The sequence below is a fragment of the Mycobacterium bohemicum DSM 44277 genome (genome assembly GCF_001053185.1).
Lineage (GTDB): Bacteria > Actinomycetota > Actinomycetes > Mycobacteriales > Mycobacteriaceae > Mycobacterium > Mycobacterium bohemicum.
On sequence record NZ_CSTD01000004.1, the window covers coordinates 135,763 to 159,614 of the forward strand.

General features: G+C 70.9%; 23 protein-coding genes and 3 pseudogenes. 7 read left to right on the forward strand and 19 right to left on the reverse strand.

Annotated elements, in window-relative coordinates; all coding sequences use genetic code 11:
* The 4 genes and pseudogenes from BN971_RS17830 to yajC form a co-directional block, all read right to left on the reverse strand.
* Positions 1–543 carry an adenine phosphoribosyltransferase gene (locus BN971_RS17830; protein ID WP_090350410.1) on the reverse strand — a complete coding sequence of 181 codons (543 nt, stop codon included), beginning with the start codon at positions 541–543 and terminating at the stop codon, positions 1–3.
* Positions 544–550: 7 nt separating this feature from the next.
* A complete protein-coding gene (locus tag BN971_RS17835) occupies positions 551–2,224 on the reverse strand; it encodes an ABC transporter substrate-binding protein (protein WP_085181162.1) in 1,674 nt (557 codons plus the stop codon).
* A 35-nt stretch (positions 2,225–2,259) separates the two neighbouring features.
* Positions 2,260–2,637, reverse strand: a pseudogene (locus tag BN971_RS17840) (protein translocase subunit SecD); the annotation flags it as partial.
* A 127-nt stretch (positions 2,638–2,764) separates the two neighbouring features.
* A complete protein-coding gene (gene yajC / locus BN971_RS17845; protein ID WP_085181165.1) occupies positions 2,765–3,118 on the reverse strand; it encodes a preprotein translocase subunit YajC in 354 nt (117 codons plus the stop codon).
* Positions 3,119–3,258: 140 nt separating this feature from the next.
* Between yajC and gabT the strand changes: the two genes are divergently transcribed.
* Together gabT and car are read left to right on the forward strand one after the other, a co-directional pair.
* Positions 3,259–4,599 (forward strand): 4-aminobutyrate--2-oxoglutarate transaminase, encoded by a 1,341-nt coding sequence (gene gabT / locus BN971_RS17850; RefSeq protein ID WP_085181166.1) that lies wholly within the window; start codon positions 3,259–3,261, stop codon positions 4,597–4,599.
* Between the two features lie 172 nt (positions 4,600–4,771).
* Entirely contained in the window at positions 4,772–8,284 is a 3,513-nt protein-coding gene (gene car / locus BN971_RS17855; protein WP_085181167.1) for a carboxylic acid reductase, read from the forward strand.
* A gap of 65 nt (positions 8,285–8,349) precedes the next feature.
* On the opposite strand, the gene BN971_RS17860 is transcribed toward car, so the two are convergent.
* From BN971_RS17860 to ruvC, 5 genes and pseudogenes are all read right to left on the reverse strand, one after another.
* On the reverse strand, positions 8,350–9,054 hold the full coding sequence (locus BN971_RS17860) for a hypothetical protein (protein WP_085181168.1): 705 nt from the start codon (positions 9,052–9,054) through the stop codon (positions 8,350–8,352).
* A 76-nt stretch (positions 9,055–9,130) separates the two neighbouring features.
* A complete protein-coding gene (locus BN971_RS17865; protein WP_085181169.1) occupies positions 9,131–9,517 on the reverse strand; it encodes a DUF1304 domain-containing protein in 387 nt (128 codons plus the stop codon).
* A 154-nt stretch (positions 9,518–9,671) separates the two neighbouring features.
* A pseudogene (gene ruvB / locus BN971_RS17870) lies at positions 9,672–10,693 on the reverse strand (Holliday junction branch migration DNA helicase RuvB).
* Positions 10,690–11,286, reverse strand: coding sequence for a Holliday junction branch migration protein RuvA (gene ruvA / locus BN971_RS17875; protein WP_085181171.1), 597 nt, complete (start codon positions 11,284–11,286; stop codon positions 10,690–10,692). Before ruvA ends, ruvB begins: the two are co-directional and overlap by 4 nt.
* A complete protein-coding gene (gene ruvC, locus BN971_RS17880; protein WP_085181172.1) occupies positions 11,283–11,849 on the reverse strand; it encodes a crossover junction endodeoxyribonuclease RuvC in 567 nt (188 codons plus the stop codon). The genes ruvA and ruvC overlap by 4 nt, the downstream gene beginning before the upstream one ends.
* 183 nt (positions 11,850–12,032) lie before the next feature.
* Between ruvC and BN971_RS17885 the strand changes: the two genes are divergently transcribed.
* The 5 genes and pseudogenes from BN971_RS17885 (at position 12,033) to BN971_RS17905 (ending at position 15,324) form a co-directional block, all read left to right on the forward strand.
* Positions 12,033–12,641 (forward strand): DUF4178 domain-containing protein, encoded by a 609-nt coding sequence (locus tag BN971_RS17885; protein ID WP_085181173.1) that lies wholly within the window; start codon positions 12,033–12,035, stop codon positions 12,639–12,641.
* Between the two features lie 97 nt (positions 12,642–12,738).
* A pseudogene (locus tag BN971_RS26735) lies at positions 12,739–12,855 on the forward strand (DUF2617 family protein); the annotation flags it as partial.
* Positions 12,852–13,286 (forward strand): DUF4247 domain-containing protein, encoded by a 435-nt coding sequence (locus BN971_RS17895; RefSeq protein ID WP_085181353.1) that lies wholly within the window; start codon positions 12,852–12,854, stop codon positions 13,284–13,286. The pseudogene BN971_RS26735 and the gene BN971_RS17895, both read left to right, overlap by 4 nt.
* A gap of 14 nt (positions 13,287–13,300) precedes the next feature.
* Entirely contained in the window at positions 13,301–13,768 is a 468-nt protein-coding gene (locus tag BN971_RS17900) for a DUF350 domain-containing protein (protein ID WP_085181175.1), read from the forward strand.
* Between the two features lie 20 nt (positions 13,769–13,788).
* Positions 13,789–15,324, forward strand: coding sequence for a polyamine aminopropyltransferase (locus BN971_RS17905; protein ID WP_245836760.1), 1,536 nt, complete (start codon positions 13,789–13,791; stop codon positions 15,322–15,324).
* Here the strand turns inward: BN971_RS17905 and BN971_RS17910 are convergent.
* From BN971_RS17910 to pgsA, 10 genes are all read right to left on the reverse strand, one after another.
* Complete coding sequence (locus tag BN971_RS17910) at positions 15,321–15,836, reverse strand: Clp protease N-terminal domain-containing protein (protein ID WP_085181177.1); 516 nt, start codon at positions 15,834–15,836, stop codon at positions 15,321–15,323. The genes BN971_RS17905 and BN971_RS17910 overlap by 4 nt on opposite strands.
* A 70-nt stretch (positions 15,837–15,906) precedes the next feature.
* Positions 15,907–16,506, reverse strand: a complete 600-nt coding sequence (locus BN971_RS17915; protein ID WP_085181178.1) for a TetR/AcrR family transcriptional regulator — start codon at positions 16,504–16,506, stop codon at positions 15,907–15,909.
* Positions 16,507–16,602: 96 nt separating this feature from the next.
* Entirely contained in the window at positions 16,603–17,358 is a 756-nt protein-coding gene (locus tag BN971_RS17920; RefSeq protein ID WP_085181179.1) for a YebC/PmpR family DNA-binding transcriptional regulator, read from the reverse strand.
* Between the two features lie 326 nt (positions 17,359–17,684).
* Positions 17,685–18,281, reverse strand: coding sequence for a pyridoxal 5'-phosphate synthase glutaminase subunit PdxT (pdxT, locus tag BN971_RS17925; protein WP_085181180.1), 597 nt, complete (start codon positions 18,279–18,281; stop codon positions 17,685–17,687).
* Positions 18,278–19,126 (reverse strand): acyl-CoA thioesterase II, encoded by an 849-nt coding sequence (tesB, locus tag BN971_RS17930; protein ID WP_085181181.1) that lies wholly within the window; start codon positions 19,124–19,126, stop codon positions 18,278–18,280. Before tesB ends, pdxT begins: the two co-directional genes overlap by 4 nt.
* A gap of 9 nt (positions 19,127–19,135) precedes the next feature.
* Positions 19,136–20,044 carry a pyridoxal 5'-phosphate synthase lyase subunit PdxS gene (gene pdxS / locus BN971_RS17935; protein WP_085181182.1) on the reverse strand — a complete coding sequence of 303 codons (909 nt, stop codon included), beginning with the start codon at positions 20,042–20,044 and terminating at the stop codon, positions 19,136–19,138.
* A gap of 68 nt (positions 20,045–20,112) precedes the next feature.
* Positions 20,113–21,138 carry an NUDIX hydrolase gene (locus BN971_RS17940; RefSeq protein ID WP_085181183.1) on the reverse strand — a complete coding sequence of 342 codons (1,026 nt, stop codon included), beginning with the start codon at positions 21,136–21,138 and terminating at the stop codon, positions 20,113–20,115.
* A complete protein-coding gene (locus BN971_RS17945) occupies positions 21,138–22,262 on the reverse strand; it encodes a glycosyltransferase family 4 protein (RefSeq protein WP_085181184.1) in 1,125 nt (374 codons plus the stop codon). Before BN971_RS17945 ends, BN971_RS17940 begins: the two co-directional genes overlap by 1 nt.
* A complete protein-coding gene (locus tag BN971_RS17950) occupies positions 22,262–23,212 on the reverse strand; it encodes a phosphatidylinositol mannoside acyltransferase (RefSeq protein WP_085181185.1) in 951 nt (316 codons plus the stop codon). Before BN971_RS17950 ends, BN971_RS17945 begins: the two co-directional genes overlap by 1 nt.
* Positions 23,209–23,841: a phosphatidylinositol phosphate synthase gene (gene pgsA, locus BN971_RS17955; RefSeq protein WP_085181186.1), complete on the reverse strand. Its 633-nt coding sequence runs from the start codon at positions 23,839–23,841 to the stop codon at positions 23,209–23,211. The genes BN971_RS17950 and pgsA overlap by 4 nt, the downstream gene beginning before the upstream one ends.
* Positions 23,842–23,852 lie beyond the last annotated feature (11 nt).

Sequence of the window (23,852 nt, forward strand, 5' to 3'; positions counted from 1 at the left end):
TCAGGCCGTGCTCAGGCTGAGCACCCGCAACGGGGCGACGGCGCGACGGCCACCCAGCGCGGCGAGCTCGATGACCACCGCCGCCGCCGTCACGTGCGCGCCGGCGCGCTGCAGCAGCCGGGCGGCCGCGGACAGGGTGCCCCCGGTGGCCAGCACGTCGTCGATGACGACGACGTTGCGGCCGCGCAGCTCGACGCCCTCGGCCGGGATTTCCAGCGTCGCGCTGCCGTACTCCAGGTCGTACTCCACGCTGTACACCGGCGGCGGCAGCTTGCCGCCCTTGCGGATGGCCAGCACACCGGTGCACAGCCGGCCGGCCACCGCCGCCGCCACCAGGAACCCGCGGGAGTCGATGCCGGCCAGCAGGTCGGCGCCGGACACGACGGGCACCAGCGCGTCCACGACCGCCGTCATCGCCGGCCCGTCGGCGAACAGCGGGGTGAGGTCCTTGAACACCACGCCCGGCTTCGGGAAATCGGCGACCACCCGGGTGTGCGACGCGATCATCCCGGCCACCGGAGTGGTCTCGCCGACGGGTGTCACGGGCGCCTCATTGCACGAGGGCCCATCGGTCCATGTTCCAGCCCGCGCCCCACCGGGTCGGGTTCTTGCTCACGGCATACATCTTCTTCGAAGTCAGCAGGGTGCGCTGCTGCCGGTACAGCGGCAGGGTCGGCATGTCGCCCCACAGTACCGGCGCGGCGTCGGCCAGCAGCCGGGCGCGTTCGGCGGGGTCGGCGGACACCGCCAGGCCGGCGATCGCGCCGTCCACCTGGGGATTTGCGTAGCCGGACAGGTTGTTGCCGTTGCCGCTGTGCAGGTCGTAGGCGTCCAACGCCGACGACCCGGTCGACCCGCTGCCGGTGGCCCCGCCGGTGCCGGCCAGCAAGACGTCGACCTTGCCGTCCCGCAGCGCCTGCGAAGGCGGCGAGTCCAGGGTGACGTTGGTGACGGCGATGCCGGCGGCGGCGCACGACTTGGAGATGGTCCCGACGGTGACGGCCAGGCGCGCGTTGGGGCCCTGGTAGCCGATCCGCACCGCGAGCGGCGCGCCACCCAGCGCGTTGCGGGCGGCGGCGGGATCGGCCCTGCCGAACGGGCCGGCCTGCTCGGCGCCGTCCGCCGCGGCGATGGCGTCGTCGCCCACGGGGTCCAGCCGCGAGTTGGCGACGGGCGCGCCGGCGTCGTGCGCGATGGCGTCGCGCGGCGTGCACAGGGCGACGGCGCGGCGGGCCTTGGGCTGGGCCAGCGGGCCCTGGGGCGCGAAGATCATCTGCTCGATGCCGGCCGACGGGTAGTCGCTGCGGTCGTAGCTGTCCGGCGGGGTGAGCGCCCCGGCGGATCCGGCGGCCACGTCGACGACGTCGACGCTGCGGCTGTTCACCCGGTCCTGGATGTCGGGTCCCTGCGGCCACACCGTGATCCGCTTGGTGATCGCCTTGGGGCCCCACCAGCGGTCGTTGGCGACCAGCGCCACCCCGCCGTGGTCCAGGATCGACTCGATCCGGTAGGGGCCCGACGATGGGAACATCTTCAGGTCGATCCCGGGTTTGAGGTCCCAGCCGGTATTCCACAACGTGGCGATCTGCTGCACCAGCGGCGCGTTGTTGCTGAGCAGGGCGGCCGTCACGTCCACGTTCAGCTTGTCGGCGATGACGTGCGACGGCATCATCGAAGTCGCCGAGAACAGCTGCGTGTAGTCGACGACGCTGCGGTCGGGCACGAACGACACCCGCGCCTTCTTCTGCCCGGGCAGGCACTCGACGTTGGCGATGTCGGTGTAGCCCGCCCGGCTGGCCGCCGCGAAGTCGGGGAACCGGCCCGATTGCGCGGCCCAGCTGAGCACCATGTCGTCGCAGGTCACCGGCTTGCCGTCGGAGTAGACGGCGTTGTCGGCGATCTGGTAGTCCAGCACCAGCGGGGCGCCGCCCACCACCGAGACGCTGCCGAAGTCGCGGTCGGGAACGACCTGCCCGTCCGGGCCGTGATAGAAGAAGCCGGTCAGCGTGCGGGCGAACGCCTGGGCGGCCGCCGACGCGGCGCCGACGACCGTGTTGGCGTTGTAGGTGGCCAGCGGACCGTCGACCACGTAGTCGACATGGGAGGCGGCGCTGCCCGAACACGCGGTCAGCGTGACCGCCAGCGCCAAGGCCGCGGCGAGCGGCACCGCAAAAACGACATTCCCCCACCCCGTCAGGCCGCGCCGGCCGGTCCGGATGGCCATCGGGGCTACCGCCGGCCGGCGTTTCGCTTGCCGGTCGGACGCCGGCTCCCGGCGGGCCGGATGTACAGCCGGGCGGTCTGCCCGAGGTTGCGGGCCTGGTTACCGTCGTTCCCGGGCACGGTGATGACCAGGTTGTCGCCGTCGACGACGACCTCGGAACCGGAGACGCCCAGCCCGTTCACCCGCGCGCTGATGATCTGCTGGGCCTGGGCCAGCGCCTCCCGGCTGGGCCGCGAGCCGTCGGGGGTGCGCGCGGTCAACGTGACGCGGGTGCCGCCCTGCAGGTCGATGCCGAGTTTGGCGGCGGCCTTCTTGTCCCCCGTGAGGAAGACCAAGAGGTAGACGCCGACCAGCAGGAACAAGAAAACCGATAGGTAGCGGGCAGGGTGCACCGGCGCTGAAGACGATGCCACGTTCCTTCTCCTCGAAATCGGTTCTTCTCTACCCCCGACACAGCCATGCACGGCCACACAGAGCTAGACAAAGCCAGACAAAGCCTAGTGTCCGCGCGGGCGTCCGGGCGCAAGCGGCCCGGCGGCGTCAGGAATCCCCGATCACCCGGCGGTCGGCACCGTCTTCGGCGTCTGCGGCTTCGTCGTCGAACTCGTCGAGGTCGTCCGGGGCTTCGGCGTCCTCGGGCAGGATCTTGTCGCGGATGGCCAGCTTCATCCAGGTGGTGACGACGCCGGGCGCGATCTCCAGGTCGACGGTGTCCTCGGTGATGGCCGCGACGGTGGCCTGCAGACCCGACGTGGTGTGCACCCGGTCGCCCGGTCGCAGCGACTCGTGCAGGTCGATGGTGGCCTGCATGGCACGCCGCTGGCGGCGCGACTGCAGGTACATGAAGCCGCCCATGATGAGCACGAACGGCAAAAACAAGACCAAGCTATTCATCGGGTTTATCGACCTGACTTTCGTAGCGACCCATGCTGTCGGGTCCAGTGTGCCCGTCCAGTTTGGCAGGCGGCTGTTCCCGCCCGACCGCTAGGCTTGAAACGCGACGTGACAGCCGCGCCGCGGTGAGGAGGACGAGAGTGGCCAGCCTCGAGCAAAGTCGCCAGCTGGTCACCGAAATCCCCGGCCCCGCCTCGCTGGAACTGAGCAAGCGCCGCGCCGCGGCTGTCTCCGGCGGCGTCAACGTGTCGATGCCGGTGTTCGTCGCCCGCGCCGGCGGCGGCATCGTCGAGGACGTCGACGGGAACCGGCTCATCGACCTGGCCTCCGGCATCGCCGTGACCACCGTCGGCAATTCCTCGCCCCGCGTCGTCGAGGCGGTGCGGGCGCAGGTCGCCGAGTTCACCCACACCTGCTTCATGGTCAACCCGTACGAGCAGTACGTTGCCGTCGCCGAGGAGCTCAACCGGCTCACCCCCGGCAGTGGCGAGAAGCGCTCGGTCCTGTTCAATTCTGGCGCGGAGGCCGTCGAGAACGCTGTCAAGGCGGCGCGCGTGCACACCCGCAAGCCGGCGGTGGTGGCGTTCAACCACGCCTACCACGGCCGCACCAACCTGGCGATGGCGCTGACCGCCAAGTCGATGCCCTACAAGAGCGGTTTCGGCCCGTTCGCGCCCGAGGTCTACCGGGCGCCGATGTCCTACCCCTACCGCGACGGCCTGCTCGACAAGGAGCTGGCCACCGACGGCGAGAAGGCCGCCGCGCGGGCCATCACCGTGATCGACAGCCAGGTCGGCGCCGACAGCCTGGCCGCCGTCATCATCGAGCCGATCGCCGGCGAGGGGGGATTCATCGTTCCCGCCGAGGGTTTCCTGCCGACGCTGCTCGGCTGGTGCCGCGACAACGGCGTGGTGTTCATCGCCGACGAGGTGCAGACCGGCTTCGCGCGCACCGGAGCCATGTTCGCCTGCGAGCACGAGGGAATCGAGCCGGACCTGATCTGCACCGCCAAGGGCATCGCGGACGGGCTGCCGCTGTCGGCGGTCACCGGCCGCGCCGACATCATGGACGCATCCCACGTCGGCGGTTTGGGCGGCACGTTCGGCGGCAACCCGATTGCCTGTGCGGCAGCGCTGGCCACCATCGAGACGATCGAGACCGACGGCCTCGTGGAGCGCGCCCGCGAGATGGAACGACTCATCACCGAGCCGCTGTTGCGCATGCAGGCCGGTGACGACCGGATCGGCGACGTGCGCGGCCGGGGCGCCATGATCGCCGTCGAGCTGGTCAAGTCGGGTTCGTCCGACCCGGACCCGGAGCTGGCCAAGCGATGGTCGACGGCGGCGCACGCGGCCGGGGTCATCGTGTTGACCTGCGGGATGTTCGGCAACATCATCCGGCTCCTGCCGCCGCTGACCATCAGCGACGGGCTGCTGGCCGAGGGGCTCGACGTTCTGGGCGGCATCCTGCGCGACCTGTAGCCCTCCCCCGGCTGGGTGCGCTGGGCCCGTTGGGCCGCGTGGGCTGCGTGGGCAATGTCACAGCGCCGGCCCGGGTGGGATGATTGGAGGAATACCGTTACTTTAGCTAACGTTCTATTGGTCAGCGCCGCAGCGCGAACTCACAACTATCTTTCATTCGTAGGGGAAATTGATGTCGCAGACTGATCAGGACGAGCGGCTGACCCGCCGCGTAGAAGAACTCAGAGCCACCGACCCGCAGTTCGCCGCCGCCCGGCCCGACCCGGCCGTCGTTGCGGCCCTGGAACAGCCGGGCCTGCGGTTGCCCCAGATCATCCGGACGGTGCTGGACGGCTACGCCGACCGGCCCGCGCTCGGGCAGCGCGCGGTCGGGTTCGTCCAGGACCCGGCGACGGGGCGGACCTCGCTGGAGATCCTGCCCCACTTCCAGACCACCACCTACCGCGAGCTGAGCGACCGCGTCGACGCCCTTGCGCGCGCCCTCACCGGCGACTCGCTTCGGGCGGGCGACCGCGTGTGCGTGCTGGGCTTCAACAGCGTCGACTACACCACCATCGACATCGCGCTGGGGCAGATCGGCGCCGTGGCGGTCCCGCTGCAGACCAGCGCGGCCCTGGGCCAGCTGCAGCCGATCGTGGCCGAGACCGAGCCCAGCGCCCTCGCCGCGAGCGTCAACCAGCTGCCCGAAGCGGTCGAGCTGATCCTCAGCGCGCAGCACGAGCTACCCAAGAAGCTCGTGGTGTTCGACTACCACCCCGAGGTCGACGACGAACGCGAAACCGTGGAGGCCGCCCGCGCGCGGCTGGCCGACGGCCCGGTCGCGGTGGAGACACTGGCCGACGCCCTCGAGCGCGGCACGTCGCTGCCCGCGGTGCCCGCTGACGCCACCGAGGAGGACGACCCGCTGGCCCTGCTGATCTACACCTCCGGCAGCACGGGCGCGCCGAAGGGCGCGATGTACCCGCAGAGCAACGTCGGCAAGATGTGGTGCCGGTCGAGCCGGAACTGGTTCGGCGAGACTGCGGCGTCGATCACGCTCAACTTCATGCCGATGAGCCACGTGATGGGACGCGGCATCCTCTACGGCACCCTCGGCAATGGCGGCACCGCCTACTTCGCCGCCAAGAGCGACCTGTCCACGCTGCTCGAGGACCTCGAGCTGGTCCGGCCGACCGAACTGAACTTCGTGCCGCGCATCTGGGAGACGCTGTACGGCGAATTCCAGCGCCAGGTCGAGCGCCGGCTGACCGACCCTAACGACCCCGACGAGCGGCGCGCGGTCGAGGCCGAGGTGCTCGACGAGCAGCGCCGGTACCAGCTCGGCGGTCGGTTCATCTTCGCGATGACCGGCTCGGCGCCCACCTCGCCGGAGCTGCGGACCTGGGTCGAGTCCCTGCTCGAGATGCACCTGCTGGACGGCTACGGTTCCACCGAGGCGGGCATGGTGCTGTTCGACGGCGAGATCCAGCGTCCCCCGGTGATCGACTACAAGCTGGTCGACGTCCCGGACCTCGGCTACTTCGGCACCGACCGGCCGCACCCGCGCGGTGAGCTGCTGCTGCGGACCGCGAACATGTTCCCCGGCTACTACAAGCGGGCCGAGACCACCGCCAACGTGTTCGACGAGGACGGCTACTACCGCACCGGCGACGTCTTCGCCGAGATCGCGCCCGACCGGCTGGTGTACGTCGACCGCCGCAACAACGTGCTCAAGCTCGCCCAGGGCGAGTTCGTCACCCTGGCGAAGCTGGAGGCCGTGTTCGGCAACAGCCCGCTGATCCGCCAGATCTACGTCTACGGCAACAGCGCCCAGCCCTACCTGCTGGCCGTGGTGGTGCCGACCGAGGAGGCGCTCGCGGAGGGCGACGCCGAGGCGCTGAAGTCGAGGATCGCCGACTCGCTGCAGAACGTCGCCCGCGAGGCGGGCCTGCAGTCCTACGAGGTGCCGCGCGACTTCATCGTCGAGACCACGCCGTTCAGCCTGGAGAACGGGCTGCTGACCGGCATCCGCAAGCTGGCGTGGCCCAAGCTCAAGGCGCACTACGGCGAGCGGCTGGAACAGCTCTACGCCGAGCTGGCCGAGGGACAGGCCAACGAGCTGGCCGAGCTGCGCCGCGGCGGCGCCGACGCGCCCGTGCCGCAGACGGTGATCCGGGCGGCGGCGGCCATGCTGGGCACGGCGGCCACCGACCTGTCACCCGAGGCGCACTTCACCGACCTCGGCGGGGACTCGTTGTCGGCGTTGACATTCGGGAACCTGCTGCGCGAGATCTTCGACGTCGACGTGCCGGTGGGCGTCATCGTGAGCCCGGCGAACGACCTGGCGGCCATCGCCGCCTACATCGAGGCCGAGCGCCAGGGCACCAGGCGGCCGACCTTCGCGGCGGTGCACGGGCGCGACGCGACCGAGGTCCACGCGAGCGACCTGACGCTGGACAAGTTCCTCGACGAGGCCAGGCTGGCCGCCGCGCCCAACCTGCCGAAGGCGAGCGCCGAGCCGCGGACCGTGCTGCTGACCGGCGCGACCGGCTTCCTGGGCCGCTACCTCGCGCTGGAATGGCTCGAGCGGATGGACATGGTCGACGGCAAGGTGATCGCCCTGGTGCGAGCCCGCTCCGACGAGGAGGCCCGGGCCCGGCTGGACAAGACGTTCGACAGCGGAGACCCAAAGCTGTTGGAGCATTACCGGGAGCTGGCGGCCGACCACCTGGAGGTAATCGCCGGCGACAAGGGCGAGGCCAACCTCGGCCTGGACCCGCAGACCTGGCAGCGGCTGGCCGACACCGTCGATCTGATCGTCGACCCGGCGGCCCTGGTGAACCACGTGCTGCCCTACAGCGAGCTGTTCGGCCCCAACGCGCTTGGCACCGCCGAGCTGATACGGATCGCGCTGACCACCAAGCTGAAGCCGTACACGTACGTGTCCACGATCGGTGTGGGCGACCAGATCAAGCCGGGCGAGTTCGTCGAGGACGCCGACATCCGGCAGATCAGCGCCACGCGGGCGATCAACGACAACTACGCCAACGGCTACGGCAACAGCAAGTGGGCCGGCGAGGTGCTGCTGCGCGAGGCCCACGACCTGTGCGGCCTGCCCGTCGCGGTGTTCCGGTGCGACATGATCCTGGCCGACACCACGTACGCGGGCCAGCTCAACCTGCCGGACATGTTCACCCGGCTGATGCTGAGCCTGGTGGCCACCGGCATCGCGCCCGGTTCGTTCTACGAGCTGGACGCCGACGGCAACCGGCAGCGGGCGCACTACGACGGGCTGCCGGTCGAGTTCATCGCCGCAGCGATCTCGACGCTGGGACCGCGTGAGGGCTTCCAGACGTATCACGTCATGAATCCATACGACGACGGCATCGGGCTGGATGAGTACGTCGACTGGCTGGTCGAGGCCGGCTACTCGATCGAGCGCATCGCCGACTATGGACAGTGGTTGCAGCGGTTCGACACGGCGCTGCGGGCGCTTCCGGACCGGCAGCGTCAGTACTCGCTGCTGCCGCTGCTGCACAACTACCAACGGCCGGAGAAGCCGCTGCGCGGATCGCTGGCACCGACCGACCGTTTCCGCGCGGCGGTGCAGGAAGCGAAAATCGGCCCCGACAAGGACATTCCACACGTCTCGGCGCCGATCATCGTCAAGTACGCCACCGACCTGCAGCTGCTCGGGCTGCTGTAGCGAGGTCCCGGTAAGCGAATCGCCCAGCTCCCGCGGGAGCTGGGCGATTCGCTTGCGCCTACCGGTTATCGCTGGGGATGCGGCCAGTGCAGAAACCTGGAGTGCCCTGCCGGCTCGGCGTCCGCGCGCTGGCGGCGCCATCCCCGTTTCGGCCGCGCCTCCTCCGGGACGACGTAGCGGTCACCGCGGGGCATGGTCATCGCGCCCGAGGACACCGGCTCCCCCACCACTTCGTGGTGCGGCTCGGCCGCCGGCGCCGGCCGCGGATCCGCCGCCGCAGCCACGGGCGTCACGTCGCGGGCCAGGCGCACCGCCGTGCGGGCCAGCACCACGCCACCGATGAAGATGATCAGCGCGCCCAGGCCGGTGAAGTAGGAGATCTCCAGGGCGGTGCGCTTGCGCTCGGTCGCGGCGACCGGGTCGCCGGCGGAGCCGATGCCCAGCAGCGGAGCCACCTGGTTGCCGACGACGAACCAGGCGCCGGACAGGACCGCCAGCCAGCCGCCCAGCATCGCGGCGGCGCGGTTGCCGGCGAGGATCAGCAGCAAACCACCGACCACGGTCGCGGCTCCCGGCAGCACCTCGAGCCAACCGCGGGCGGACGTCCACGCCCACTCCTGGTCCGGCGTGTACGCAAAGTTGAAGTGCGGACCGACGAACGGGATCAACGCGCCCCACGCACCCAGGATGACCAGGAGCAATCCACTGATCGCGCCGCGCGAGCGCGGCATCCGCAGCCCGCCCGGGCGGTCGTACTCCGTGCTTTTCATGACATCTCCTCGGTAGAAGCCGGTCGAATTCCGGCTCAAAACGGGTACCCCCGGCCACCGAGAAGTAACCGGTCTGTCAGTACCGCAGGCCGAGGAGCACCAGAGCGATGGCCAGGGCCGGGAAGACCCCCTGGAATAGCGCGGCCCGCGCCTTGTCCGGGGCGGATACCAGCAGCACCACCGCGGCCGCGGTCATCGAGCCGGCCCCCGCGAGGATCAGCGTGGCCCCAACCACCTCGTGCCCGATGGCGACGGTGCCGATCCCGACGGACGTGATGATCGCCAGGAACAGGTTGTAGAACCCCTGGTTGAAGGCGAGCAGCCGGGTGGTGTCGGCCTCCTCCGGCGTGGTGCCGAAGACGGCCCGGGTGCGCGGCGAGGTCCAGGTCAGCGACTCCATGACGAAGATGTAGACGTGCAAGAGGGCGGCCAGCCCGGCGAGTACCAACCCTGCGGTCAACATCGCGTCCTCCTGGTGTATCGGCGTCAATTGTCGCCCGGCTCCGCCGCGCTCGCGATCGCAACTGTGCCGGGTGGTGGCGACCCGCTTCGCCCGGCTCCGCCGCGCTCGCGATCGCAACTATGCCGGATGGCGGCGACCCGCGAGTCGCGACCCGCTAGTCAAACAGGCCCGGCTGGCCCAGCCCGGTCACCCCGGCCGGCGGCGTCATACCCAGGTGCGTCCAGGCCAGCGCGGTCGCGACGCGGCCGCGCGGCGTGCGCGCGACCATGCCGGCGCGCACCAGGAACGGCTCACACACCTCTTCCACGGTGGTGGCCTCCTCACCGACCGCCACCGCGAGCGTCGAGACCCCCACCGGGCCGCCGCCGAAGCTGCGGGTCAGCGCGGACAGCACCGCCCGGTCCAGCCGGTCCAGGCCCAGCTCGTCGACGTCGTACACCGCCAGCGCGGCCTTGGCGACGTCGCGGGTGATCAGCCCGTCGGCGCGCACCTCGGCGAAGTCGCGGACCCGGCGCAGCAGCCGGTTGGCGATGCGCCCAGCTCGATGCCGAGGATCCCGGCGGACCGGGCCAGCACGCGTTCCAGTTCGGCGGGTTCGTAGAAATCCATGTGCGCGGTGAACCCGAACCGGTCGCGCAGCGGGCCGGTGAGCGCGCCGGACCGGGTGGTCGCGCCGACCAGGGTGAAGGGCGCGACCTCCAACGGGATCGAGGTGGCGCCCGGGCCCTTGCCGACTACCACGTCAACCCGGAAGTCCTCCATCGCCAGGTACAGCATCTCCTCGGCGGGCCGCGCGATGCGGTGGATCTCGTCGATGAACAGCACGTCGTGCTCGACCAGGTTGGACAGCATCGCGGCCAGGTCGCCGGCGCGCTCGAGCGCCGGGCCGGAGGTCACCCGCAGCGCAGACCCCAGTTCGGCCGCGATGATCATCGCCAGCGACGTCTTGCCCAGGCCCGGCGGCCCGGACAGCAGGATGTGGTCGGGCGTGCCGCCGCGGTTCTTGGCGCCCTGGATGACCAGCTGCAACTGTTCGCGCACCCGCGGCTGCCCGATGAACTCCGCAAGCGTGCGGGGTCGCAGGCTGACGTCGATGTCGCCCTCGCCCACGGTCAGCGCCGGGGAGACGTCCCGGTCGTCGGGCTCCGGCGGGTCCTCCCGATAGTCGCCGCTCATCGGGACTTACCCAGCAGCGACAGCGCGGCCCGCAGCGCGGCGGACGTGGTCGCGTCGTGGTCGGCGGCCAGCACCTTGTCGGTGGCCTCCTCGGCCTGCTTGGCGGCGAACCCCAGCCCGACCAGGGCGTCGACCACCGGGCCGCGGACCGCGTGGCCGTTCTGCGCGACACCGGCCGGCGCGCCCGCCGCGATGCCACCGACCTTGTCGCGCAGTTCCAGCACCATCCGCTCGGCGCTGCGCTTGCCGATCCCCGGCACCCGGGTCAGCGCGGCGACATCGCCGTCGTGCAGGGCCTGGCGCAACGCGGCCGCGTCGTGCACGGCCAGCGTCGCCATGGCCAGCCGGGGCCCGACGCCCGACACCGACAGCAGCGTCAGGAACAGGTCACGCGTCTCGGAGTCGGCGAACCCGTACAGCGTCATCGAATCCTCGCGGACGATCATCGCGGTGATCAGCCTGGCCTCGCCACCCTGGCGCAACGTCGCCAGCGTCGACGGCGTCGCGTTCACCCGGTAGCCGACGCCGGCGGCCTCGATCACCACGTGGTCGAGGGCCACCTCGAGCACCTCGCCGCGCACCGACGCGATCATCGGGCGGCCTTCAGCTTGGCCTGCACCTTGGCCCGGTAGGCCTGCCGCTGCTGCGCAGCCCGCGCCTCGGCCTCGGCGAGCCGGGCCAGCATTGGGGCCCGCCAGCAGTGGCAGATCGCCAGCGCCAGCGCGTCGGCGGCGTCGGCCGGTGTCGGTTTGGCTTGCAGCGCAAGGATTTTCGTGACCATCGCGGTCACCTGCGCCTTGTCCGCGGCGCCGTTGCCGGTGACCGCCGCCTTGACCTCGGTGGGCGTGTGGAAGTGCACGTCGATCGATCGCCTGGCCGCCGCGAGCGCGATCACCCCGCCGGCCTGCGCGGTGCCCATCACCGTCGTCATGTTCAGTTGCGAGAACACCCGCTCGATGGCCACCACGTCCGGTCGGTGGGTGTCCAGCCAATGCTCGACGGCGTCGCTGATGGCCAGCAGGCGCCGCGCCAGCGGCGCGTCGGAGGGCGTGCGCACGACGTCGACGTCGAGCGCCACGACCTGACGCCCGCGCCCCGTTTCGACGACCGACAGGCCGCATCGGGTCAGCCCGGGATCGACGCCCATCACCCGCATAGCCTCTACACCGCTCCCGCCGTTTCCCACCGATTGCCGAACAGCTGTTCGATAGGTTAGCGGCTGGGTGCGACATCGGCGGGCACGACACGCGGCGCCAGGGCGACGCCGCGATAGCGCGGAGCCGGCGTCTCGCGCTAAAGCTGTTAACTTGTAGCCCACGTTCGGCTCCGAAAGGTTCCCGTGGGCACAGTCCTGGTCGTGATCGCCGCGGTGTTGTTCATCTCGTCGATCGTCGTTCTGGTGATCGCGTTGCGCCGGCCCAAGGCACCCAGGTCCGGGGGTGCGCGCCAGGACCCGCTCGCGTTCAACGCGTCGCCGCAATTCGGCCCGCGAGAGTTGGGGCCGGGCGCCATCGTCAGCTACGCCGGCGTCGACTATGTGGTGCGCGGCTCGGTGACCTACCGCGAGGGGCCGTTCGTGTGGTGGGAGCACCTGCTCGAGGGCGGCGACGAGCCGGTCTGGTTCAGCGTCGAGGAGGACGACGGGCGCCTGGAGCTGGCCATGTGGGTGGCCCGCAAGGACGTGACGCTGCAACCCGGCCAGCCCTACCTCGTCGACGGCGTGACGTTCCACGAGTCGGAACGCGGCCGCGCCTCCTACACGACCGAAGGCACCACGGGCCTGCCCGCGGCCGGCGACATGGAGTTCATCGACTGCGCCAATGCCGATGAGAGCGCGCTGCTTTCGTTCGAGCGCTGGTCCCCCGGCACACCATGGGAGATATCGACCGGCAAGCCGGTGCGGCCCGGCGAGCTCACGCTCTACCCCGCACCGCCCCCCTCCCCTTAGGAGCGCACCGGTGCCGCTGCATCAGCTCGCCGTCAACCCGCAGGACGTGTCCGGCAAGGCGCTGCGCCTCGTGCTCAACGCGGCCCCGCCCGCGCCGCTGGCCGCCGAACCCGACGGCGACGGCTGGCGCTGGCAGACCTGGCATCTGTATCCGGGGGTTCCCGCCGGCTCCGGCGGGATCGTGGTTCATACGGCGAGCCGGTGGCAGCCGTGACCCGCAACCGCCTGCTGCTGATCGCGGGCGGCCTGGCGGTCGCCGCGGTCGCCTGCCTGGTGCCCGGAATCATGTTGCTGCACAAGGACATCGGATCCTATATCGCTTCGCACTACCGCGAATACTCCCGCGACGCCGACGGCACGCGGTACGAGTGCAGCGGGTCGCCGGACGACGTCGCCGACACGCTGGCCAACTATCAGGCCCCGGCGGCGCGCGCGGCCAACGACGACAACGAGTACCTGCGCTACAGCAGCGACATCGTCATCGTCGGCCCCGACGGCACCCGCCCGTGCAGCATCCGCGTGGAGCCCCTGAGCGCCGGATACAACCACGGCGCGTTCCTCTTCCTCGGCCCAGGATTCACCCCCGGATCCCCCGCGGGTGGCGCCGGGGGCACCCCCGGCGGACCCGGCGGCAGGGTCAAGTAGCAAAGGAGACAGTCATGTACGCCCTAGTTTCTTCGAGCCTCGACTTCGGGGCGATCAACTTCGGCACCATCGCTCAGGGCGTGCTGGCCGTCGTCCTGTACTTCGCGGTGGGAGTCGGGGTCCTGATCGCCGGCTTCCTGATGGTCGACGTGCTCACCCCCGGAAGCCTGCGCCGGCTGGTCTTCATCGACCGGCGCCCGAACGCCGTCGTGCTGGCGTCGGCCATGTACGTCGCGCTCGCGATCGTCATCATCAGCGCCATCGCCAGCAGCTACAGCTCGCTCGGCGAGGGGCTCATCGGGGTCGCGGTGTACGGGCTGGTCGGCGTCGTGCTGCAGGGCGGCGCGCTGCTGATCCTGCAGATCGCGGTGCCGGGCCGGTTCCGCGAGCACGTCGAGGAGCCGACCCTGCACCCCGCCGCGTTCGCCACCGCCACCATGCTCGTGGCGGTGGGAGGAGTCATCGCCGCCGCGATCTCATGACCCACGTCACCCCTAGGGTCGTGGCGGCCGCGTCCGGGCGCTGGCGGGCCGTGCTGCTGGCCGCGGTCGCCGCCTGCGCGGCGTGCGGCATCGTCTACGAACTCGCGCTGCTGACCCTGTCGGCCAGCCTGGACGGCGGCGGCATCGTGGCCACCTCGCTGATCGTGGCCGGCTACATCGCCGCGCTGGGCGCGGGCGCCTTGCTGGTCAAGCCGCTGCTGGCGCACGCGGCGATCACGTTCGTCGCCGTGGAAGCGCTGCTCAGCATCGTCGGGGGCCTGTCCGCGGCGACGCTGTACGCCGTGTTCGCCTTCATCGACGACGAGTCGACCTGGGTGCTGGCGGTGGGCACGGCCCTGATCGGCGGCCTCGTCGGCGCCGAGGTGCCGCTGCTGATGACGCTGCTGCAACGCGGGCGGACCCTCGGGGCCGCGGACACCGGCCGCACCCTGGCCAACCTGAACGCCGCCGACTACCTCGGTGCGCTGCTGGGCGGGCTGGTCTGGCCGTTCTTCCTGCTGCCCCAGCTCGGCATGATCCGCGGCGCGGCGGCGACCGGCGTGATCAACCTGGCGGCCGCCGCCGTCGTGGCCGTCTTCCTGCTGCGCCGCGTCGTCTCCCCGCGCCAGCTGGCGTCGGCGCTGTGCGCGCTCGGGCTGGCGCTCGCGCTGCTCACCACGCTGCTCGTGCGCTCGCACGACATCGAGACGACCAGCAGGCAGCGCCTCTACGCCGACCCGATCATCGCCTACCGGCACACGCCGTACCAGGAGATCGTGGTGACCCGCCGCGGCGCCGACATGCGGCTCTACCTGGACGGGGGCCTGCAGTTCTCCACGCGGGACGAATACCGCTACACCGAGAGTCTCGTCTACCCGGCGCTCGGGGCCGGCGCGCACTCGGTGCTCGTCCTGGGCGGCGGGGACGGGCTGTGCGCCCGCGAGCTGCTCCGCCAGCCGGGCGTGCAGCGGATCGTGCAGGTCGAGCTCGACCCCGCCGTCATCGACCTCGCGCGCACCACCATGCGCGAGGCCAACGGCGGATCGCTGGACAACCCCCGCGTCGACGTCGTGATCGGCGACGCGATGACGTGGCTGCGCGGGCCCGTCGCTGACCGGTCGTTCGACGCGGTCATCGTCGACCTGCCCGATCCCGACACCCCCGCGCTGGGCCGGCTGTACTCGACCGAGTTCTACGCGCTGGTCGCCCGCGCGCTGGCGCCCGGCGGGCTGATGGTCGTGCAGTCGGGCAGCCCGTTCTCGACCCCGACGGCGTTCTGGCGCACGGTGTCGACGGTGCGGGCGGCCGGCTACGCGGTCACCCCTTACCACGTGCACGTGCCGACCTTCGGCGACTGGGGGTTCGCGCTGGCGCGCCGCGGGCCGGCCCCGCCGGTGCCGACGATGCCGCCCAACGCTCCGCCGCTGCGCTTCCTCAACCAGCAGGTGCTCGACGCCGCGACGGTGTTTTCATCGGACACCGGGCCGCGCCCGCTGGAGCCGTCGACCCTGGAGAACCCGCGCATCGTCGAGGACATGCGCCACGGCTACGACTAGCGCGTGTCCAGCCGGTCGGGCCGGTCGGGACCGTATTCGTCGGAAGCGCCCCGCACGTAGTCAAGCTGCCCGAGCCCACCCAATATCTCGGCCGCCGACGAACTCGGGACGTGGCTCAGGGCCCACCAGAGGTGGCCGCGGCCCACGGCCGACCCGCCGATGCGGGCTCGGCAGTCCGCGCCGATGAGCACCGATTTCGCGTTGATGCTGTAGGGCAGGTGGGTCACCCGCGGGGGTTGCCGGCCGTTTACCCCGGCGCCCTCTTCGAAACGGCGGCGCACCACGTCGGGGCCCGCCGCGCGGGCCGAGAGCGCCACCGCGATCGGGCATGCGGGATCCGACACCAGGGCGAGCAAAATGTGTCCCGTTCCGACGTAGCCGGTCGCATAGCGATAAGCCTCGTCATGGGCCTGCATCACCACCGCCTTGGCCGGGCCGGCAAAGCCGGCCAGGGCGCGAACCAACTGGCGGCTATCGACGTTCTCCGACGGCGAGACGGAACCGGTTACCATATCCGGATATTGTGCAATACGCGCATATTGCACGCCACGGCCAGGTCCGGACACCGGCCCGGAGCCGGTGTTACGGCCGCAGCTGCCCCCGGAGCAGCATGGTGACCGACCGCTCCCAACGCTGCATCTCGGCGGGGGCGTCAAACGGCTCCGGCAGGTGGCGGTCGAGGTGTCGACGGACGGCTATCGTGCCCAGCGTCAGGATCAGCGGATTCACGGCGGCCCAGAAGACGTCGAGATCGGCTGGCGTGGCTCCGATTTCGACGAGTCGCCGCCATCGCGCGATGCCCATCGTCACCAGCGCGTCGAAGACCGCCGCACCGGCAGGGCTGCCGTTCAGGACCTGACGGGTCAGATAGTCCACCGCGCTCGCGTGCTCGGAGAGCAGGAAGGTGACCCGCCGGCCCATCTCGGGAAGATAGTCAGGCCCCGCTTCCGGCAGTGGCGTCGTCAGCTGGGCGGCGATGATCCTCTGCGCATAGGCGTCGACGGCCTCGATCAGCCCGTCCTTCGAGCCGAAATGGTGCTGCACCAGCCCCACGGACACCCCGGCGGCCGCGGCGACCATCTGCAGCGTCGCGTTCGAGGTTCCGTGGACCGAAAAGACCTCCAGCGCCGCGTCGAGGATTCGGTCGTGTCTGGATGTGCCGGAGTCCGCGTCACCATTCACGATGCCTACCTAACCTCGGGGCCGACCACGACAAACAAAGTCCCGGGCCGCCCACGGCCGGAACCCTTCGGGTCTTTCGCCCGCCGGCGTTCCGTCCTAGTCCTCGTCGAGAGCGGCCAGCACCTCGTCGGAGAGGTCGACGTTGGTGTAGACGTTCTGCACGTCGTCGCTGTCCTCGAGCGCTTCCACGAGCTTGAGCACCTTGCGCGCTCCGTCGAGGTCCACGGGCACGCTGACCGACGGCTGGAAGCTGGCCTCCGCCGATTCGTAGTCGATGCCGGCGTCCTGCAGGGCGGTACGCACCGCGACCAGATCCGTTGGCTCCGAGATGATCTCGAAGCTGTCGCCAAGGTCGTTGACGTCCTCGGCGCCCGCGTCGAGCACCGCGCCCAGGATGTCGTCTTCTGTCAGGCCGTTCTTTTCCAGCATGATCACGCCCTTGCGGGAGAACAGGTAGGCCACCGACCCGGGATCGGCCATGGTGCCGCCGTTGCGGGTCATCGCCACGCGGACCTCGCTGGCCGCCCGGTTGCGGTTGTCGGTGAGGCACTCGATCAGCACAGCCACACCGTTGGGCGCGTAGCCCTCGTAGGTGATGGTTTGCCAGTCGGCGCCGCCCGCTTCCTCGCCGGCGCCCCGCTTTCGGGCGCGCTCGATGTTGTCGTTGGGCACCGAGGTCTTCTTCGCCTTCTGAATGGCGTCGTACAGCGTCGGGTTGCCCGCCGGGTCACCACCGCCGGTACGGGCGGCGACCTCGATGTTCTTGATCAGCCGGGCGAACTCCTTGCCACGGCGCGCGTCTTTGACGGCCTTCTGGTGTTTGGTGGTGGCCCACTTGGAATGGCCGCTCATCGGTTGATCTACCTCTTCCCTTGCCTGAAGTTCGCCAGACGAGTCTACGTGGGCGACCGGCGCGGCCCGGCCGCCGCCCCCCCGCCACACCCGTCAGTCACACCCGTCACAAGAAGCGGTCGGCACACTTTTTGCCCGCCTCGTGGCGACAATCCCGCCCGTGGGGGTAGACGTAACCCCCCGCGGTCGCCCCGCGATGCACCCCGCCGTCACGCCGCCCGCCACCCCGCCGTCACGCCGTCGTCACGCCGCCCGCGAATTGTCGCTATGAGGCGGGCAAAAAGGCACACACCCACCTTCTGGGGACGGAAGTGACGGATGTGATTTCAGGCCTCGCCGGTGACGATGTCGACGAACAACTGGTGGACGCGACGGTCACCGGTCACCTCCGGGTGGAACGCCGTCGCCAGCATCGGGCCCTGCCGGACCGCGACGGCGTGACCCGCCGCACTCGCCAGCACCCGCACGTCGTCACCGGCCCGCTCCACCCACGGCGCGCGGATGAAAACCGCCCGCACCGGGACGTCGAAGCCCGCGAACGCGACGTCACCCTCGAAGGAGTCGACCTGCCGTCCGAAAGCGTTGCGCCGCACCGTCATATCGATCGCCCGCAGCGGCAGCGCCTGCCTGCCCCGCGCGCCGGCGTCCAGGATCTCACTGGCCAGCAGGATCATCCCGGCGCATGCGCCGTAGGCCGGCATCCCCTCGGCGAGCCGCCCGCGCAGCGGCTCCAACATGTCGAAGTCGAGCAGCAGGTGGCTCATCGTGGTGGATTCGCCGCCGGGGATGACCAGCCCGTCGACCGTATCGAGCTCGCTGCGGCGGCGCACCGGCATCGGCTCGGCGCCGGCCTCGCGCAGCGCCGCCAGGTGTTCCCGGGTGTCGCCCTGCAGCGCCAGCACGCCGATGCGCGGGGCGTTCACGGCCGGGTTTGCACGTATCCGCGGGGGAAGCGGGTCAGGCCCTCCTGCATGACCGCCGCCACCATCTCGCCCGAGGAGTTGAAGATCTTGCCCTGGCACAGCGCCCGCCCGCCGCAGGCCGACGGCGAGGACTGGTCGTAGAGCAGCCACTCGTCGGCGCGGAAGACCCGCATGAACCACATCGCATGGTCGAGCGAGGCCACCTGCAAATGCTCCCGCTCGTCGAGGTGGTTCACCTGCGCCGACCCCAGCAGCGTCAGGTCGCTCATGTAGGCCAGCGCGCAGATATGCAGGACCGGGTCATCGGGCAGCGGGTCGCGGTGGCGGAACCACACCTGCTGCTGGGAGGCCTTGCCGGGCAGGCGCTGCAGGCGCTCCTGCGGCACGATCCGGATGTCCCACTCCTCGAACTGACGGAAGCCGGCATCGTCGAACACCTTCATCGAGTTAAGGCCCGGGAGGTTGTCGTCGGGTGCGGGGGCCTCCGGCATGGCGTCCTGGTGATTGATGCCCTCCTGGTCGGTCTGGAACGAGGCCGACATCGAGAAGATGGTCTCGCCGTGCTGGACGGCGTTGACCCGCCGGGTGCAGAACGAGCCGCCGTCGCGGAGGCGCTCGACGAGGAACACGGTCGGCGCCGTGGCGTCACCGGGCCGGATGAAGTATCCGTGCAGCGAGTGCACCAGGTGGCCCGGCTCGACGGTGCGCACCGCCGACACCAGCGACTGGCCGGCCACGTGGCCGCCGAACGTGCGCTGGAAATAACCCGAGTCCGGGCTGAAGACGCGCCCGCGATAGATGTTGACCTCGAGTTGCTCGAGATCGAGGATCTGCTCGATCGACACAGACTGTTCTTACCAGCCGCGCTCGGCCAGGCGGTGCGGCTGCGCGATCTCCTCGACGTTGATGCCCACCATCGCCTCGCCCAGCCCGCGCGACACCTTGGCCAGCACGTCGGGGTCGTCGTAGAACGTGGTGGCCTTGACGATCGCGGCGGCGCGGTGTTCGGGCGCGCCGGACTTGAAGATGCCGGAGCCGACGAAGACGCCCTCGGCGCCCAGCTGCATCATCATCGCCGCGTCGGCCGGGGTCGCGATGCCGCCCGCGGTGAACAGCGTCACCGGCAGCTTGCCGGCGCGGGCGACCTCCGCGACGAGTTCGTAGGGGGCGCTCAATTCCTTTGCGGCGACGAACAACTCGTCCTCCGACAGCGACGTCAGCCGGCGGATTTCCCCGCTGATCGCCCGCATGTGGGTGGTGGCGTTGGAGACGTCACCGGTGCCGGCCTCGCCCTTGGACCGGATCATCGCCGCGCCCTCGCTGATGCGACGCAGGGCCTCGCCCAGGTTGGTCGCCCCACACACGAAGGGCACCGTGAACTTCCACTTGTCGATGTGGTGGGTGTAGTCCGCGGGGGTCAGCACCTCGGACTCGTCGATGTAGTCCACGCCGAGGCTCTGCAGGATCTGCGCCTCCACGAAATGCCCGATGCGGACCTTGGCCATCACCGGGATGGTGACCGCGGAGATGATGGCCTCGACGATGTCGGGGTCGCTCATCCGCGCCACCCCGCCGTGGGCGCGGATGTCGGCGGGCACCCGTTCCAACGCCATCACCGCCACCGCGCCGGCGCCTTCGGCGATCCGGGCCTGCTCCGGGGTGACGACGTCCATGATGACGCCGCCTTTGAGCATCTCGGCCATGCCGCGCTTGACGCGCGCCGTTCCGGTCTGGCCGCTGCCGTTCGATGCGGCGGTATCCACTGCTGGTCTCCTTCACGTGGTGTCGATCCAGTCTAGTGAGGCCGTCCGGCCAGCACTTAACTGCGCAGTCAGCGGATGGACTGCAGCTGGCCGGTGGCCCGGCCACCGGCCAGCTCGGCGGCGTCGCTGAGCAGTTCGGACAGCTGCCGGGGATAGACGGTCTGCCCGGCCGCGACGAGCCCGGCGATGTCATCAGCATCACACCAGCGGTGGCCGTGGATGTAGCGCCGCTCCAGCTCGGTGCGGCCCAGCGCGGTCGGTTCGAACCGCCGGGTGCGGTAGACGAAAAAGAACTCCTCGCTGTCGATGAGCGAGCCGTTGAACTCGAACACCTCGTCGCGTCGCCAGACCGGTCCGACCATGTCGGCCGCCGCGACCCGCAGGCCGGTCTCCTCGACAAGCTCGCGCGCGGCCGCCTCGGCCAACCGCTCGCCGGGGAGCACCTCCCCACCGACGGTGAACCACCACCTCGGCGCGTCGCCGTGGCCGGCGGCCGGGTCCGACCCCGACAGCAGCAGCACCGCTCCCGCCTCATCGAGCAGCACCACCCGCGCCGACGTGCGGTGGGTGGGCACCCCGTGACCGCCGTGCGCCAGCGCGTGGGGGCGCTCGGCGATCTCGAAATAGCTTGGCAGCGCGGCCGTTCCGCCCAGGCGGAACAGCCGCACCAGGCGGCGCTCGGCCAGGGCGAGGGTGTCGCGCACGGCGTCGTTGTGGAAGCGGCGAGCCAGCAGCACGCGGGCTTCGGCGTCGGCGAGTTCGGCGATGAGACCCGCCGGCAGCGACGCCGGATCGACCATCGCCAGCGCGGCCGACAGCTCGTTCTCGCAGGACTCCCGCGCCGGCCGAGGCGCGTGCTCCGCCGCGTCGGCCAGCGCCGCCAGCCGCCGGCCCCCGGGGGCCCCGCCGTAGGCGTCGATCGCGACCGCGCGCGCCACCACCGCGCGGCGCGCCAGCGCGCCGTCGAGCGCCTGCCAGGAGAGGTCGTAGCGGACGTGCAGCCGGTCCAGCCGGTTGGCGGTCCGGTAGGCCCAGGCGCCCGCCGCCGCGAGCACGGCGACGAGCAGCACGACGGCGACGATCCACCACGTCATCAGCTGGCCACCTGAACCTTGGCACCGGCCAAGGCGACCGTCTCGTAGACCCGCATGATCTGGCTGGCCACCACCGACCAGTCGTAGCGCTGCACGGCTTGCGAGCCGGCCGCCACGTAGCGCTGGCGCAGCGCATCGTTCGCCAGGACCTCGACGAGCGCTGCGGCCAGCGCGGCGCCGTCACCGACCGGCACCAGGCGCCCGGCCTTGCCGTCGAGCAGGACGCGCCGGAACGCGTCCAGGTCGCTGGCCACCACCGCGGTCCCCGCCGCCATCGCCTCGACGAGGACGATGCCAAAGCTCTCGCCCCCGGTGTTGGGCGCGCAGTAGACGTCGGCGCTGCGCATCGCCGACGCCTTGGCGGCGTCGTCGATCTGGCCCAGGAAGTGCAGGTGCTCCGCCAATCCGCCCGCCTGCTCGCGCAGTTCGTCCTCGTCGCCGCGGCCGACGATCAACAGTTCGACCTCGGGGTACATCTCGACCACGCCGGGCAGGGCGTCGAGCAGGACCGACATGCCCTTGCGGGGCTCGTCGTAGCGGCCCAGGAACAGCACGGTCCTGCCGGGCCGGGGATACCCGTCCAGCCGCGGGGCCGAGGCGAACGACGCGACGTCCACGCCGTTGGGAATCTCCACCGCGTCGGTCCCCAGGGCCTCCATCTGCCAGCGCCGGGCCAGGTCGGACACCGCGATCCGGCCGACGATCTTCTCGTGCATCGGCCGCAGGATGCTCTGGAAGACCGTCAGTGTCAGCGATTTGGTGGTCGACGTGTGAAAGGTCGCCACGATGGGGCCCTCGGCGATGTTCAGGGCCAGCATCGACAGGCTGGGGGCGTTCGGTTCGTGCAGGTGCAGCACGTCGAAATCGCCCTCCGCGAGCCACTTTTTGACCTTGCGGTGCGTGGCCGGCCCGAAGCGCAGCCGGGCCACCGACCCGTTGTAGGGGATGGGCACGGCCTTGCCCGCGGACACGACGTAGTCGGGCAGCGCGGCGTGCGGCGACGACGGCGCCAGCACGCTCACCTGGTGGCCCCGGGCGCGCATCACCGCGGCCAGTTGCAGCACGTGCGACTGCACCCCGCCCGGCACGTCGAACGAGTAGGGACAGACCATCCCGATCCGCATCAGGCTTCCCTCAAGCGGGCCTGCCGCGCGTCGGACAGGTCGGCCAGCCACTGCGGCTGCAGCATGTGCCAGTCCTCGGGGTGGGCGGCGATGTTCTCGGCGAACCGGTCGGCCAGCGCCTGGGTGATGGTCTGCACGTCGCCGCTGCTGCAGTCCAGCGGCGGCTGTATCCACACTCGCCAGCCGTCGTCCTCGAACCAGCAATGCGACGGCAGCAGCGCCGCCCCGGTCTCGATCGCGAGCTTGGCCGGCCCGGCCGGCATCCGCGTCGGCTCGCCGAAGAAATCGACCTCGACGCCGCTCCGGGTGAGGTCGCGCTCGGCCATCAGGCAGACCACCCGGTTGGCGCGCAGCCGGTCGCACAGCACGTCGAACGGCGGGCGTTCGCCGCCGGACAGCGGCAGCACCTCGAAGCCGAGGCCTTCCCGGTAGGCGATGAAACGCCGGTAGAGCGACTCGGGCTCGAGGCGCTCGGCGACGGTGGTGAAGGTGCCCCGGGTCTGGGCCAGCCACACCCCGGCCATGTCCCAGTTCCCGCTGTGCGGCAGGGCGCACACCGCCCCGCGGCCCTTCGCCAGCGCCGCGTCCAGGTTGTCGCTGCCCTGGAACGTCTCGTCGATTTGGCGGGCCAGCGCGCCGAGGTCCATCGTGGGCAGCCGGAACGCCTCCCGCCAGTAGCGGGCATAGGACTCCAGCGAGGCCCGCATCAGCGCGTCGGGCACCTCGGCCGGCCGCACGCCGATGACGCGGGCCAGGTTCTTGCGCAACTGCTGCGGCCCGCCCCGGCGCGCCGCGTAGCGCGCCCCGGTGGAGAACACCGTCCGCGCGGCGATTTCGGGCATCGCGCGCACACCCATCCAGCCTGCCGCGTAGGTCCAGTCGGTCGCCGTCCGCGTCAACACCCGCCGGGGGGCGGTGATCGCACTCAGGGCCGGGCGGGTGGTGATCACGGCATGGGCCCCGTCGCACCGGGGGACGTGCGCACGGTGTGCAACCGCTGCGCGCAGGTGACGACGCTGGCCACCGCCAGCAGCCACATCGCGACCGGCAGCGCGGGCGGCCAGGCGACGAACGGAAAGTCCGACACCCCGGCGCCGACCAGCACGATGATCAGCCGTTCCGGTCGCTCGATGATGCCGCCGTCACCGCGCAGCCCGCTGGCCTCGGCCCTGGCCTTGATGTAGGAGATCACCTGCGAGGTCACCAGGCAGATCAGGGTCGCCGCCACCAGCGGCTTGTCGTGCATGCCGAAGGCGATCCACCACGCCAGCCCGCAGAACACCGCCCCGTCGCTGACGCGGTCGCACGTCGCGTCCAGCACCGCGCCGAAGCGGGTGCCGCCGCCGCGCTCCCGGGCCATCGCGCCGTCGAGCATGTCGAACAGCACGAAGAACGACACCACGCAGCCGCCCAGGAAGAGCCTGCCCATCGGGAACAGCGTCAGCGCCCCCGCCACCGATCCGGTGGTCCCCAGGATGGTCACGGCGTCGGGGGTCAGCCCGACGCGCAGGCAGGCCCGCGCGGTCGGGGTGGTGACCCGCGCGAATGCCGCCCGGGACAGGAACGGCATCTTGCTCATGAGAGGTTCAC

Bases quoted from the DNA above. Each gene is read 5' to 3' on its own strand.
- BN971_RS17835 (WP_085181162.1), bottom strand. From the start codon at position 2,224: ATGGCCATCCGGACCGGCCGGCGCGGCCTGACGGGGTGGGGGAATGTC.
- yajC (WP_085181165.1), bottom strand. From the start codon at position 3,118: ATGAATAGCTTGGTCTTGTTTTTGCCGTTCGTGCTCATCATGGGCGGC.
- car (WP_085181167.1), top strand. From the start codon at position 4,772: ATGTCGCAGACTGATCAGGACGAGCGGCTGACCCGCCGCGTAGAAGAA.
- BN971_RS17860 (WP_085181168.1), bottom strand. From the start codon at position 9,054: ATGAAAAGCACGGAGTACGACCGCCCGGGCGGGCTGCGGATGCCGCGC.
- BN971_RS17865 (WP_085181169.1), bottom strand. From the start codon at position 9,517: ATGTTGACCGCAGGGTTGGTACTCGCCGGGCTGGCCGCCCTCTTGCAC.
- ruvA (WP_085181171.1), bottom strand. From the start codon at position 11,286: ATGATCGCGTCGGTGCGCGGCGAGGTGCTCGAGGTGGCCCTCGACCAC.
- ruvC (WP_085181172.1), bottom strand. From the start codon at position 11,849: ATGCGGGTGATGGGCGTCGATCCCGGGCTGACCCGATGCGGCCTGTCG.
- BN971_RS17900 (WP_085181175.1), top strand. From the start codon at position 13,301: ATGTACGCCCTAGTTTCTTCGAGCCTCGACTTCGGGGCGATCAACTTC.
- BN971_RS17910 (WP_085181177.1), bottom strand. From the start codon at position 15,836: ATGGTAACCGGTTCCGTCTCGCCGTCGGAGAACGTCGATAGCCGCCAG.
- BN971_RS17920 (WP_085181179.1), bottom strand. From the start codon at position 17,358: ATGAGCGGCCATTCCAAGTGGGCCACCACCAAACACCAGAAGGCCGTC.
- BN971_RS17940 (WP_085181183.1), bottom strand. From the start codon at position 21,138: ATGACGTGGTGGATCGTCGCCGTCGTGCTGCTCGTCGCCGTGCTCGCG.
- BN971_RS17945 (WP_085181184.1), bottom strand. From the start codon at position 22,262: ATGCGGATCGGGATGGTCTGTCCCTACTCGTTCGACGTGCCGGGCGGG.
- pgsA (WP_085181186.1), bottom strand. From the start codon at position 23,841: ATGAGCAAGATGCCGTTCCTGTCCCGGGCGGCATTCGCGCGGGTCACC.